Annotated in this window: 10 protein-coding genes; 5 read left to right on the top strand and 5 right to left on the bottom strand. The window is 34.5% G+C overall.

Annotated features, from left to right (window positions below; genetic code table 11):
* Positions 1 to 56: 56 nt before the first annotated feature.
* Positions 57 to 1,400, top strand: coding sequence for a dGTP triphosphohydrolase (gene dgt, locus Z054_RS0122060; RefSeq protein WP_024772202.1), 1,344 nt, complete (start codon positions 57 to 59; stop codon positions 1,398 to 1,400).
* Positions 1,401 to 1,408: 8 nt separating this feature from the next.
* Here the strand turns inward: dgt and Z054_RS0122055 are convergent, their stop codons facing one another.
* Positions 1,409 to 3,175, bottom strand: coding sequence for a 1-deoxy-D-xylulose-5-phosphate synthase (locus Z054_RS0122055; protein WP_024772201.1), 1,767 nt, complete (start codon positions 3,173 to 3,175; stop codon positions 1,409 to 1,411).
* Between the two features lie 425 nt (positions 3,176 to 3,600).
* Between Z054_RS0122055 and Z054_RS0122050 the strand changes: the two genes are divergently transcribed.
* Both Z054_RS0122050 and Z054_RS0122045 read left to right on the top strand, forming a co-directional pair.
* Positions 3,601 to 4,923, top strand: a complete 1,323-nt coding sequence (locus tag Z054_RS0122050; RefSeq protein ID WP_024772200.1) for a DUF1028 domain-containing protein — start codon at positions 3,601 to 3,603, stop codon at positions 4,921 to 4,923.
* A 291-nt stretch (positions 4,924 to 5,214) separates the two neighbouring features.
* Entirely contained in the window at positions 5,215 to 5,664 is a 450-nt protein-coding gene (locus Z054_RS0122045; RefSeq protein ID WP_024772199.1) for a nucleoside deaminase, read from the top strand.
* Between the two features lie 83 nt (positions 5,665 to 5,747).
* Here the strand turns inward: Z054_RS0122045 and Z054_RS0122040 are convergent, their stop codons facing one another.
* The 4 genes from Z054_RS0122040 to aspS form a co-directional block, all read right to left on the bottom strand.
* Positions 5,748 to 5,945: a cold-shock protein gene (locus Z054_RS0122040; protein WP_024772198.1), complete on the bottom strand. Its 198-nt coding sequence runs from the start codon at positions 5,943 to 5,945 to the stop codon at positions 5,748 to 5,750.
* An 88-nt stretch (positions 5,946 to 6,033) separates the two neighbouring features.
* Positions 6,034 to 6,288 (bottom strand): hypothetical protein, encoded by a 255-nt coding sequence (locus tag Z054_RS0122035; protein ID WP_024772197.1) that lies wholly within the window; start codon positions 6,286 to 6,288, stop codon positions 6,034 to 6,036.
* A 111-nt stretch (positions 6,289 to 6,399) separates the two neighbouring features.
* Complete coding sequence (locus Z054_RS0122030; protein ID WP_024772196.1) at positions 6,400 to 8,187, bottom strand: chloride channel protein; 1,788 nt, start codon at positions 8,185 to 8,187, stop codon at positions 6,400 to 6,402.
* Between the two features lie 60 nt (positions 8,188 to 8,247).
* Entirely contained in the window at positions 8,248 to 9,996 is a 1,749-nt protein-coding gene (aspS, locus tag Z054_RS0122025; protein WP_024772195.1) for an aspartate--tRNA ligase, read from the bottom strand.
* Between the two features lie 341 nt (positions 9,997 to 10,337).
* On the opposite strand from aspS, the gene Z054_RS0122020 reads away from it, so the two are divergent.
* Positions 10,338 to 13,274 carry a SusC/RagA family TonB-linked outer membrane protein gene (locus Z054_RS0122020; protein ID WP_024772194.1) on the top strand — a complete coding sequence of 979 codons (2,937 nt, stop codon included), beginning with the start codon at positions 10,338 to 10,340 and terminating at the stop codon, positions 13,272 to 13,274.
* Between the two features lie 12 nt (positions 13,275 to 13,286).
* A complete protein-coding gene (locus Z054_RS0122015) occupies positions 13,287 to 14,627 on the top strand; it encodes a RagB/SusD family nutrient uptake outer membrane protein (protein WP_024772193.1) in 1,341 nt (446 codons plus the stop codon).
* The last annotated feature ends 110 nt before the right edge of the window (positions 14,628 to 14,737 follow it).

Raw genomic sequence — 14,737 nt, 5'->3', positions numbered from 1 at the left:
GAAGTTTTCTTAGGATGCTTCCCTTTTTTGTATATTCGAATTTTCTTAGAAATATGATGAATTGGGAGCAACTCCTGTCCTTAAAACGACAAGGAGATAGAAATAAAAGATTACGTAAAGAGCAAGACGAAACCCGATTAGGTTTTGAAGTCGATTATGATCGCATTATCTTCTCTTCGGCCTTTAGGAGTTTACAGGATAAAACACAGGTTATTCCGTTGTCCAAAACCAGCTTTGTGCATACACGATTAACACATAGTCTCGAAGTATCTGTAGTAGGGCGTTCTTTGGGTAGAGTAGTAGGTAAGAAAATTTTAGAAAAACATCCACATCTTGTTGCTGTTCATGGATATCAGTTTAATGATTTTGGTGCTATTGTTGCAGCTGCTGCATTAGCACATGATATTGGTAATCCACCCTTTGGGCATTCTGGAGAGAAGGCTATAGGAGAATACTTCAAAACAGGAAGCGGTAACCGATATAAAGATAAACTCACTCCTAAGCAGTATCAGGATTTGATTGATTTTGAAGGGAATGCCAATGGGTTTAAAATTCTTACAGAATCCCGAGAAGGGATAGAAGGAGGTCTTAGATTATCGTATGCGACACTTGGAGCGTTTATGAAATACCCTAAAGAGTCATTACCTAAAAAACCAACAACACATATTGCTCATAAAAAATTTGGGTACTTTCAGAACGATACTTCTTTTTTTAAAGAGGTAGCAGAAGAAGTGGGGTTATTGCAATACCAGATAGGTGATGAGGTTACTTATAGTCGTCACCCATTAACTTTTTTGGTAGAGGCAGCAGACGATATTTGTTATACTATTATCGATTTTGAAGATGGTATTAACCTGGGATTGATAGAAGAAGAATATGCTTTAGAATACTTAATCAAATTGGTAAAAGATACTATCAATACTTCAAAATATAATAAGCTTATTACTACAGCAGATCGATTAAGTTATCTTAGAGCACTAGCTATTAATACCTTAATAGGAGAAGCAGCAAGTATTTTTATCGAGCATGAAGAAGCTATATTATCGGGAACCTTTGATATGGCATTAATAGACAAGAGTAAATACGAAGCTCAAATCGCTGACATCATTAAAATTAGCGTTGCTAAGATTTATCAAAGTCAGGAAGTAACCGAAAAAGAAATCGCGGGATATGAGATTCTTGCTACTCTTTTAGATCGCTATTGTGTGGCAACAGATAACTTTAACAAGGGAGAGAGTTCTAACTATGACAAGCTTATTTTGAGAGCCGAAGGCATTAATTTTGACTATACAAATGTAGATCTCTATACCCGTCTTATCGGGATAAGTAACTATGTGGCGAGTTTAACTGATGGTAATGCGTTATTAAAATTTCAAAAGATTAAAGGATTGCAGATATAAAAAAATGCTTAGAGGTATGTCTTGATTGTGTTAAGGATTTTTTCAGGAGAAATCCCGCAAATATTATGTAGCTGATCTACTGTGCCATGATGAATAAATTGATCAGGAATACCTAAAGTGATAATATTGTTTTTAAAATCATTCTGATTAGCAAAATCGAGTATTGAACTCCCAAAACCACCTTTGATAACGCCATCTTCAACAGTAATAATGGTGTCATAGTTCTGTACTATTTGTTTCAGTAGATCAATATCTAAAGGTTTTATAAAGCAAAAATGATAGTGGCTAATTGGTTTTTCTATAGCTTCTATGGCTTTGGTTACATTATGTGCAATAGTACCTGTAGAAACTAGAGAGATTTTGGAACCTTTTTTTAGGTTGATAGCTTTACCAATTTCTAGTTTTTGCATGGGGACTTCCCAGTCGATAATATGCCCTCTGCCTCTGGGGTAGCGTATCGTTATAGGGTGATCTAGTCTCAAAGAAGCAGTATAAAGTAAATGTCTTAGCTCAATTTCATTGGCTGGTGCTGCAACAATCATATTAGGGACGCATGTAAGATAGGCAATGTCATAAACACCATGGTGTGTTGCACCATCTGCGCCAACAATACCGGCACGATCAACACAAAAAATTACAGGCAAATTTTGTAAAGCTACATCGTGGATTACTTGATCATAGGCACGTTGTAAAAAAGTAGAATAGATTGTGCAAAAAGGAATTAGTCCTTGTGTCGCCATTCCGGCAGCAAGGGTGACTGCATGTTGCTCAGCAATGCCAACATCAAAAGCCCGATCTGGCATTTCTTCCATCATATATTTTAGAGAACTCCCAGTAGGCATTGCAGGTGTAATACCTATAATCTTTTTATTTTTTCTTGCAAGTTCGAGAATAGTAAACCCAAAAACATCCTGAAACTTAGGTGGTAATCCTGTATTGTCTTTTGAAATTAAATCCCCAGTCGAAGCATCAAATTTACCCGGAGCATGGTATTTTACCTGGTCTTCTTCAGCTTGTTTTAAACCTTTTCCTTTGGTGGTAATAATATGTAAAAGTTTTGGGCCTTTTGTAGCCTTTAGTTTTTCTAAAGTTTTGAGAAGCATAGGTAGGTCATGCCCGTCAATAGGGCCAAAATAATTAAAATTTAATGCCTCTATAATATTATTTTTTCTAGGTCTAACCCCGATTTTGGCTTTAGTAAGGTATTCTTTCAGAGCACCTACACTAGGATCGATACCGATAGCATTATCATTAAGGATAACCAGCATATTGGTGTCGGTTACTCCGGCATGATTAAGTCCTTCAAAAGCCATTCCACTAGCAATAGAAGCATCACCAATTATTGCGACATGCTGTTTTGTGATATCTCCTTTTAATTTAGATGCAATTGCCATACCTAATACAGCCGAAATAGAAGTAGAAGAGTGCCCAACTCCAAAAGTATCATAATCACTTTCAGTACGTTTAGGGAACCCACTTATACCACCCAATTGCCTATTGGTATGAAATATATCTTTTCTTCCGGTAAGGATTTTATGAGGATAAGCCTGATGCCCCACATCCCAAACAAGAAGATCATTGGGGGTGTCAAAAATATAATGTAGAGCAATAGTAAGCTCTATCACTCCTAAACTTGCTCCGAGATGACCTTCTTTAGCTGCAACAATATTGATCACAAAATCCCGAAGCTCTCTGGCTAGTTTGGGTAACTGATCAGTAGATAATTTTCTTAGATCAGATGGATATTTGATATTAGATAGAAATGATTGTTGCATAGCACAAAAGTACTATTTTGTAATGGTTCTTTATATATTTTTTATTAGCGAGAGCATGTTTTAAATCCCTATTTTCTATAAATTAATATTTTAAGAACCATGACCTTCCTTCAAATAATTCCAATATTTCGATATTGTTATGATTTTAGGTATACTCAGAACCTCAAACTATTGATTTTCTGTTCATATTTCTTTAAACATGTTTGAAGGTGTTGAGAATAACTACACAAGATTTTTAACATTATATTTAGTTTTTTTAACAAAAAAAAGACTGGTTAATTAGTATTTTTAGGGTCCTTTGTTGTAAATATATACTGAGGTAATTTAGAATTTTTTGCAATTCGTTATAAAAATTACTATTCTTCATTAGGATCGAAAATCCTTAAACCACTTCAGTATTAATTTCTTAAAACCACAACCAAATTATGAAACCTATACTAAGATTATTATTCCTTTTTTGTATTACCTTATTTATAAATATAAAGCTGCATGCACAACACACCTTTTCGATCGTTGCTGTTGATCCTGTCACTGGAGAAATTGGAAGTGCTGGGGCAACTTGTATAAAAGCAGAAGATGGTGCTAGAGATGTAAGTGTCATTGTTTTGGGTGTTGGGGCTATCAACACACAAGCGTTTTGGCTTCCTGTGAATCAGAAACGTGCTACTGCGCGTATGGAAGCTGGTGATTCTCCAAAACAAATAACCAAATGGCTTTCTGAAAATGGAGATTACCCTGATTATACCCAATATGCCATTGTAGATTTAAACAATGGGCAGCCTAGAAGTGCTGCTTTTTCAGGAAAAAATATGTATGAAAAATGGATGCACATTACAGGAACTAATTATGCAATAGCAGGAAATACTCTAATCTCTCAAGACGTTATTAAAGACATGGAAAAAGCTTTTTTAAGAACTAGAGGTAGCCTAGCAGATAAATTAATGGCTGCTTTACAAGGAGCAAAAAGACCAGGGGCTGATTCTCGTTGTTTAAGTGATGGAATCAGCTCTGGATCTGCCTACCTGAGGGTTGCTGATTCTGCCGATACAGATAATTCTTATGGGAAACTATCCTTAGACCTTAATGTTTGGATCACAACTGATATTTTTGAGCCTATAGATGCATTACAAGAAGCTTATGATAATGGCAAAAATTGTAAAGAAGTGCAATTAGTCATAAAAACTGACCAATACCCAGAAGAAACTCGTTGGCAAATTAAGGATCAGGACAATAAGATTGTGGCTTCTGGAGGGCCTTATAATAGATCTGTAGAGATTACAGAATGTCTTAAAGAAGGAAGGTATACATTTACTATTAAAGATAGCCATGGTGATGGGATTTGTTGTCAGTATGGTAGAGGCCATTACAAGCTAAGTGCTGGAGGTGAGATTTTAGCCTCTGGAGGTAACTTTAATCATATAGAAGCTACTACCTTTATCATAGGGAACACCACAAAAAATGACAATTTATCCTTGCAAATGCCTGAGTTAAAACCCCAAACTCCTATTGTTAAAATTTATCCTAATCCTGCAATGGATGTTGTAACGATTAAAACTCATAATACCACCATTACGTCTTATGAAATACAAGATATTTTTGGAAAAAGAATTACTAAAAGAGGATCGTCTTCTTTTTCTCCAAATAATATCATCTATCTAGATGTTATTGATTACGTACCTGGTGTCTATTTTATTACAACGTTTAATGGTATGGAAAAGTTGGGAACACAAAGGCTGATTGTCAACTAACTCTATTTGTTTTTAGGTGAAATGGATTAAAAGAAGCTAAGTGTATTCAAAACTAATGTTTTTGAACATGTTTTTACGGATATTCTTAATGCAATAGATATTCAAAAAGGAGTCTGTTCTATAAACTTGTTTATGGATCACTTGGATACAAAAAATGGTTTTACTTTAAAAACTTAAGGGTTCATAAATAAGAAATAAACTTTTTTCAGTTGAATGCTCTGAGGATTATTTACTATGAATCGGATTTCTTACCAATTTGTTTAAATTTGTGTATAATCCTAAGTTATTGAGATGTTAGACCCATTGGATGATTCTTACTATATGAAGAAAGCGCTTCAGGAAGCAGAATTGGCGTATGAAAAAAATGAAGTTCCAATAGGAGCGGTTATAGTAGTTGAAGATCGTATTATAGCCAGAGCTCATAACCTTACAGAATTACTAAATGACGTTACTGCTCATGCCGAAATGCAGGCAATAACAGCAGCAGCAAATTTTTTGGGAGGGAAGTACCTTAAAGAATGCACATTATATGTAACCCTTGAGCCTTGCCAGATGTGTGCCGGAGCGTTATATTGGAGTCAGATCAAAAAAATAGTATTTGGTGCAGTTGATGAACGAAGAGGATGTGCTGCAATGGGAACAAAACTTCACCCAAAGACTGAAATTATAGGTGGTATTTTAGAAAAAGAATGTGGAGAACTACTTACCCGCTTTTTTATTGAAAAACGAAACCTTAACTGAAGTTAATTTTTTGTATCAAGAGTTAATTAAAAATAAAAAAACACTACGATCAGTAGTGCTTTTGAAACTTAGGAGTATGCGTTCTATCCGTGAATTATACGCACATTAGCTGCAGTAAGCCCTTTTTTTCCTTCTTCTTCATTATACTCCACTTTGTCACCTTCATTTAATGCCTCGCCATCAATTCCTGAAGCATGAACAAAAATGTCTTTTCCTGTTTCGTCGTTTGTAATAAATCCGTAACCTTTTGATTCATTAAAAAATTTTACTGTTCCTTCCATTGTAATAAGATAATAAGTATTTGAATAATAAAGGTAGTTTTAAATTTTTTATGAATTGTTATCAAAGTATGAATATTTTAAAAATTTATCAGCTATTATTTTCCCTATTTGCCTCATAATCCCTCATTTTCTTTAGGTTTTCTTCGGTAAGCATATAATCTTTAACTTTTTTATTTTTCCATCTGTGATAGATAAAAATTGGCATTAGAATAAAAGAAGAAGCTAGTATACCAATCCCAACTAATTTATCACCGGTACCATGATCTCCTGAATTTTTGAAATAATATCCAACACATATCAATATGATAATAGCTATAAAAAGTATTCTAATAATATATTTCATGCGTTTAGGTATTTTTTAGGTATTGTAAAAATAAATTCATTAAAAATTGAGATCTCCTCCAGATAATAGTAATACTTGTTTTTATAACAATGTTATGATGGATTAGGAGTTTTATCGTGTAAAATTAATCAACTTTCTACGATATGCAGTAAGAAGTTTTGATTTTGAAATAAAACCAAAATACTTACCGTTTTTAATCACAGGTAGATTCCAGGCTCCGGTATCCTGAAACTTTTTCATTACCGTTTTTGCATTGTCATGCTCATAAATTATAGCAACCGAGGTTTGAGCCATCAAGGTATCTACTGTTATTTTGTGATATAAGGTAATGTCAAACATAATATCTCTAATGTCATCTAGTGAAACCATTCCTATGAGGTGATCAGATTCATCAGTAACAGGAAATAGGTTTCTATTTGATTTTGCGACGGCTTCACTTAAAAGTTGCTTTAAGGTATAGTTTGGCTTTACCGGGATAAAATTAGTTTCTATACAATCTTCGAGATTCATTAGAGTCAAAACAGTTTGATCCTTGTCATGGGTTAATAAATGACCTTGTTTTGCGAGTTCTCTGGTGTAGATATTATGTTCTATTTTGTTTTTTGAAATTATAAATGATATTGAAGTAGTAATCATTAACGGAACAAATAACTCATAACTAGAAGTGATTTCTGCAATAAGAAATATTGAAGTTAGTGGAGCATGTAATACCCCGGCAATAAGCCCAGCCATCCCTAGTAGTGTGAAATTGGCTTCAGAAACATGAAGCCCCATTCCTAGATTATTAATTACTTTAGATACTACATTACCTAATGCACTGCCCATGACCATTGTTGGGATGAATATCCCTCCAGAGCCTCCTGCAGCAAAAGTAGCGGTCATGGCAACAGCCTTAAAAATGGTAATACCAGTTAATAAAGCTATGACAATCCATATGTTACTAGTCATAGCGTCAAATGGAGTTTTGCCAATAGCAGTTAGATGATCACCGTGTAATAAACCATTTATAAAACCAAGACCTTCGCCATAGAGTGGGGGGATAAAATATAACATGACTCCGATAGCAAGTCCACCAATTAATAACCGATGAATCTTTTTAGAAAACCGATCAAAAAAATGTAGAATTCCAAAATACATCTTAGTAAAATATATAGAAGCAAATGCGGTTCCGATTCCTAAAATAATGTAAAATGGAGTATCATAGATATCAAATTTTTCTAAAACATTAAATCTAAATAAAACTTCATCACCTAAAAAAAAGTAGGAGGTAATTATTGATGATACTGAAGCAAAAAGTAAGGGTAACAAGGAAGTCAATGTGAGGTCTAAACTAAATACTTCTACAGCAAATACTAGCCCCGCCAAAGGAGATTTGAATACGGCAGAAATAGCACCTGCAGAAGCACAACCGATAAGTAATACTCTTGTTTTTCGATTAACATGAAATAAGGTGCTAAAACTAGAGCTTAATGCTGATCCAGAACTAATTGCTGGACCCAAAAGCCCTACCGAACCACCAAAACCTACTGTGATTGGCGCTAGAATGAGAGGTAAATATCCATGAATAGGTCTTATGACTCCATTTTTTTTTGAAAGCGAATGTAAAATAAGAGGGATCGCTGATTTTACATCTCTTTTAAATACATATTTTGTGAATATATAAACGATTAGTAAACCTATTATAGGAATGATAAAGTAAAAAGAAGCTTGCCAGGAGATGATATCACTTTCTAAAACGACCTGGATTGAATGAGTAATATTTTTTAATAGTAAGGAAACAAGCCCTGCTGTAAACCCAACAAGAATGCTTAGAATAAGAATAAAGGTTTTGTCAGAAATATGGCGATATCTCCATTTAAGTACTTTATAGAGTAGTGTCTTTTTTTTTTGGGGAGACATATTTACCTGACTTAACTAGTTTAAAGGTAGTAAAAATCCCGCTCGTGGCGGGATTTTATATTATAAATCAAGTTTTATATTTAATTCTTTGAGCTGTTCGCTATCGATATTAGATGGTGCATCAATCATAATATCCCTTCCACTATTATTTTTTGGAAAAGCTATAAAATCCCGGATTGTCTCCTGGCCGCCAAGAATAGCAACTAATCTATCAAACCCAAAAGCAATACCACCATGAGGAGGAGCCCCATATTGGAAAGCATCCATTAAAAATCCAAACTGTGCCTTTGCTTCTTCTGGAGTGAATCCCAAATGATCAAACATTAATGCCTGCGTTTCTTTATCATGAATACGGATAGAACCGCCGCCAATTTCATTTCCGTTTAAAACAAGATCATATGCATTAGCACGAACATCTCCTGGTTTAGTATCTAATAAAGCAATATCTTCTGGTTTTGGAGAAGTAAAAGGATGATGCATAGCATGATAGCGTTCTGTTTCTTCGTCCCATTCTAATAATGGAAAATCTACTACCCATAGAGGAGCAAATTCTTCTGGATTTCTTAATCCTAGTCGTTCAGCAAGTTCCATTCTAAGAGCACTTAGTTGTGCTCTTACTTTGTTTGTTTGACCAGAAAGGACACAGATTAAATCTCCAGCTTTTGCTCCGGTTCTCTTTGCCCATTTGGCCAGATCATCTTGATCGTAAAATTTGTCTACAGAGGATTTATATGTACCATCTTCATTGCATTTTACATATACCATTCCGAGTGCTCCAACTTGAGGGCGTCTTACCCAATCAATAAGTTTGTCAATCTCTTTTCTGGTATATGAAGCTCCACCAGGAACTGCGATCCCAACGACTAACTCTGCAGTATTAAATACATTAAATTCTTTGTGTTGAGCAATATCATTAAGCTCACCAAACTTCATTTCAAACCTTATATCGGGTTTGTCATTACCATAAGTTCGCATGGCCTCATCATAGGTCATTCTAGGGAAATCACCAATATTGACTCCTTTTATTTCTGATAGTAAATATCGGGTAAGTCCTTCAAATATGTTTAAAATATCTTCTTGCTCGACAAATGCCATTTCACAATCTATCTGTGTGAATTCGGGTTGTCTGTCGGCTCTTAAATCTTCATCTCTAAAACATTTTACGATCTGAAAATATTTATCCATTCCACCAACCATAAGTAGTTGCTTAAAAGTTTGTGGTGATTGTGGTAATGCGTAGAATTGTCCTTCGTTCATTCTGGATGGAACAACAAAATCACGAGCTCCTTCGGGGGTGGATTTAATTAAATACGGAGTTTCAACTTCGATAAACCCTTCATTCGAAAGATAATTTCTTACTTGCATTCCTACTTGATGTCTAAACATCAAGCTATTTTTCACAGGATTACGACGTATATCCAGATACCTATATTTCATTCTAATATCTTCTCCTCCATCCGTTTGATCTTCTATAGTAAAAGGAGGGACGATAGATTCATTAAGAATCGTTAATTCATTCACCAGAATTTCAATTTCCCCTGTAGGGATATTTTGATTTTTAGACTCACGTTCAATTACGGTTCCTTTTATCTGGATAACAAACTCTCTTCCGAGAGTTTTAGCTTTTTCGACAATTAATGCTGGAGTACGTTCTTCATCAAATATTAATTGAGTGATGCCGTAACGATCTCTAAGATCAACCCATATCATAAATCCTTTATCACGAGTCTTTTGCACCCATCCTGATAAGGTGACTTCTTTTTTGATATCTGAGAGGCGTAGTTCACCGCACGAATGACTTCTATACATATGTTATATATTAAGGCTGCAAAAATAAGAAGATTTATGGATTAGTTGATGGTAGATGGTTGATAGTTTTTATGAGAATATAATTGGGATAGATTGTTTTAATGCTTCTCCAGAAACTTAAAGAGACAAAAGTTTCAATATTTTACTAAATACTAGTTAGAAAGTGTAGATAAAATTATCAAATTGGAAAGCTGAAAAATTCAGAAATTTTAAGTCTTTTTTTAGTTTTTCAATACACAATAGGTAGTGTTTTGGCTGTTTTTATGCGAACAATTGTTAGTTTTAACATTGTTTTATCAATATCTTTTAATAGATTTAACCAAACATTTAAACAAATCATTATGAAAAAACACAATCATTTTTGCAAAATGAAGATTTTGCTATTACTAATTTTTGTTCCGACTTTGTTGTTGGCTCAGGAGACCATTACGGGAAAAGTGGTCGTTGAGAGTACTGGTGAAGGAGCTCCTTTTATGAATGTTATTGAAGAAGGAACAAATAATGGTACCTCTAGTGACATTGATGGTAACTTTAGTATTACTGTAAACAGTTTACCAGTAAATCTAAAAGTATTTGCATTAGGATTTGCAGAAAAAACTGTATCTGTAGCAACTGCAGGAAATATCACGATTCAAGTAGCTGAGTCGACAGAATCATTAGAAGAAGTGGTAGTAACAGGACTAGGTTCATCCATAAAGAGAGCGAATTTAGCTAATGCCGTTTCAACGGTTTCTGCCGAAGAATTAGTCGGAAATACTGGACAAACTACTGTAGATGGAGCTTTATATGGTAAAGTTACAGGAGTAAACATTACTTCATCCTCAGGTGCACCTGGAGGAGGATTTGCATTGAGATTAAGAGGAGTTTCTTCTATAAATGGTAATAATCAGCCTTTGGTTATTGTAGATGGAGTATATATAAATAATGTAGAAATTCCATCTGGATTACGATTTGCTTCAGGAGGAAACAGAGGGAATGAAGAAAATTCAGGGAATAGATTAGCGGATTTGGATCCTAATGATATTGAAAATATTGAGGTGTTAAAAGGATCTTCTGCAGCTGCTATTTATGGACAACGTGGTAATGCCGGTGTTGTTATCATTACTACCAAAAGAGGAAAAGGTGGTAAAACAAAAATAAGCTTTAGCCAGGATACAGGAATTAATGTTATTCAAAATAGATTGGGATTAAGACCTTGGACTGCAGCATCTGTAGAATCTACTTTTAATGCTGCAGAACGAGATAAATATAATGCTACTATAGCTTCCAATGGAGGTCTTTATGATTATGAAGATGAGATCTATGGTAATACTGGTTTTATAACCGATACTAGAATAAATGCTACCGGAGGTAATGAGAAGACAAAATTTTATGTAGGAGGATCATATAGAGATGAAGAAGGGATTATCAAAAATACAGGATTTGATAGATTATCATTAAGGACTAATATAGATCATCGTATTTCTAATGTATTTGATTTTAGCTCTACTACAAACTATGTAAGAAGTAATTCTAGCAGAAGTTTTACAGGAAACGAAAATGAAGGAGGATTAAGTTATGGGTATACATTAGCATTTACCCGTCCGTGGAATAATTTATATCCTGATGCTGATGGTAACTACCCAAATAATCCTAATTATCCTGGGAATCCAATTTTTGTAAGAGATCAAGCAAAAAATGAAGATTCAAATAATAGAATTATACAAGGATTCAAATTGAATACTAAACTGTTTACCAGAGAGAATAATAGAATTCGACTTATCCTTAATGGAGGAGTTGATTATTTGGCAAATGAAACCTATGTATATGTACCAGAAACACACCAAGCTCAAGTTGGAAATCAAGAAGGGTTTGTTGCACAAGGAAAAAACAATTTTACACAGTTCAATGCTCAAGCAATAGCTGTTTGGAACAATACCTCACTTAATGGTGATTTGGATTTGACTACACAATTTGGTATTACTTATTTAGATCAGGAATCTAATTTGGTAAATAGTCGTGGTTCTGATTTAACTGGGGGACAAACCAATGTAGATCAATCGGTAAACCAGGTAATAGACCAGTTCTTCTCAACTGAAAAAGATTTTGGTTATTTTGCTCAGGTAGAAGGAAATTATAAAGATCAGTTTATAGCAACCTTGGGATATAGATTTGATAAATCTTCAAGAAATGGAGATCCTAATAAGCTATATGGATTCCCAAAAGCTTCTTTGGCAGTAAATATTGCAAATTTAGATTTTTGGAGTGTAGAGGTTATTAACCAATTTAAAGTTAGAGCTGCGTATGGAGAAACTGGAAACCCGGCTTCTTTTGGAGCGACATTTACGAGTTTAGGTTCTTCAAATACTGGAGGTAATGGAGGAACATCTGTTGCTGGTTTAAAAGGGGATCCAAATGTAGAGCCAGAAACAGCTTCAGAATTCGAGGTTGGTCTTGATATTGGATTGCTTAATAGCAGAGTTTCTTTAGAAGCCACATACTATAATAAAAAAGTAAGTGATTTAATTCTATCTAGATCACTGCCTGCTTCCTCAGGTTTTACTACAGAAACTACAAATTTAGCGGATCTTAAAAATGAAGGTGTAGAATTAGCTGTGAGAGCAGATGTATTGGATAGCGATAATTTTCGTTGGAATACAGGAGTACAGTTTTATTTAAATAGATCAGAAGTTACTCGATTAGATGTTCCTGCATTTGCACAACCAGGAGCTGGTTTTGGTACAGGTTTAGGTACTTTTTATATTGAAGAGGGAAAACCAGTAACACAGTTAGTAGGAAATATTAATGGAACGTTAACCCAAGTAGGGAACGTAGAACCTGATTTTCAGATGTCATTTAATAATCAATTAACGATATTAAAGCAATGGGATGTTTCATTTCTATTACAATGGAAAAAGGGGGGTGAAAACCTGAATTTATCAAGATTCTTAACAGATTTAGGAGGAACGTCGCCAGATTTAGAAACTGCAGAAGGACAGGCACGTTTGGCATCAACTGCTGATGCTTTGCGATTTGTTGAGCCAGCTGGCTATCTAAGATTAAGAGAAGCTGCAATATACTATAGACTTCCTTCAAAAACGGTTACTAATTGGTTAGGAGATGCTGTTGAAGGTATAAAATTAGGAGTATCTGCTAGAAATGTATTTACTATTACAGATTATAGTAGTTATGACCCTGAAGTTTCAGTAAATGGAGGAGCAGGACTATCAAGCGGAATTGAGGTAACTCCATTCCCTAGTTCACAGCAATTTTACTTTCATTTAAATGTTAATTTTTAATACAAGCACATAATGAAAAATATATTTAAAATTAAAATGAAGTATACTATTATCGGAGCACTTTTTGCTTTATTAGGAACTTCATGTACTATAGATGAAGTTGTAGATCCAAATGGGCCAAGTGTCGTAGGAGTCCTTAATGGTGCATCAAAAAAACAATTAAATGAACTTGCAACAGGAGTAGAATCTACTTCAAGAAATGGATTAGGTGTAGAAGTTACAGCGAGTGGAACTATGGCACGCGAACTTTATTTATTTGATGCTGATCCTAGAAATACAGGAAATCTATTAGGAAAAGATGGAGTGGCCTTAGATAATAATTCATTTTATAGTACAGCACAATGGAATGGAAGCTACAGATGTGTCAAAAATGCTAGTCTTTTGATAGAGGCTGTAGCCAATACTAATGTAGTTTCGGAAGAAGAAAAATCTGGATATTTAGGATATGCAAAAACAATGAAGGCTTATGAATTAGTTCAGATCTTAAAATCTTATGGAACCGCTAGAGTAGATATTTCTGATCCAGATAATTTAGGTCCGGTTTTAGGATTTGATGCAGCATTAGCTGCAGTGAGAAGTTTATTAGATGAAGCGAATACAAATTTAAGTAACGCTGGAAGTACTTTTGCATTTACTTTAAGTAGTGGATTTGCTGGTTTTGATACACCAAGTACATTTGCTTTATTTAATAGAGCGGTAGCTGCAGTAGCTGCTGTTTATGCCGGAGATGGAGGCAGTTCTTTAACATCATTATCGAGTTCATTTTTTAGTCTTACCGCTGGTTTGACTACTGGGCCAAAGTATGTCTTTGGATTAGGAGGAGGAAATGATCGAGCTAACCCAGTATTTAGAGTAGCATCGGTATCTGCAACAGAACCAAACAATGGAGATCAAATCATAGTACATGATAGCTGGATTAATGATGCAGAAGCAGGAGATACAAGAGTTACTACAAAAACTGCTGTTAGACCTGATCCTAGTGTTCAAGATGGTCTTACAGGGACTCATGAGACTAGATTATATGCTACTAATGTTACTCCAATAGATATTATTAGAAATGAAGAATTAATTTTGGTATATGCAGAAGCAAGCATATTAGCTAATAATCTTACGGATGCAGTAACTGCACTAGATGTTATTAGGAATGCTGCAGGTTTACCAAATTACTCAGGAGCAGTAACCGCAGATGCTCTAAATACAGAAATGTTGAATCAGAGAAGATATTCTTTATGGGCAGAAAATCATAGAATGTTTGATTTAAGAAGAAATAACTTATCAAGCACATTACCTATTGATAGAACCGGAGATCAAGTATTTAATATACTTCCTATTCCATTATCAGAAAATGAATAAATAATCTTTTAAGAGATAGTAAACGCCGCAAAAATTTGCGGCGTTTTTTTATGAGTTTCTCTTAGAATAGATACCATCTATCATTACTTCACAATCACTTTTCTGATATT

Source organism: Aquimarina macrocephali JAMB N27, from assembly GCF_000520995.1.
In the GTDB taxonomy this organism is placed as follows: Bacteria; Bacteroidota; Bacteroidia; order Flavobacteriales; family Flavobacteriaceae; genus Aquimarina; species Aquimarina macrocephali.
The sequence above is the reverse complement of the archived record's forward strand: the minus strand, read 5'-3'. Positions and strand labels throughout refer to the sequence as shown.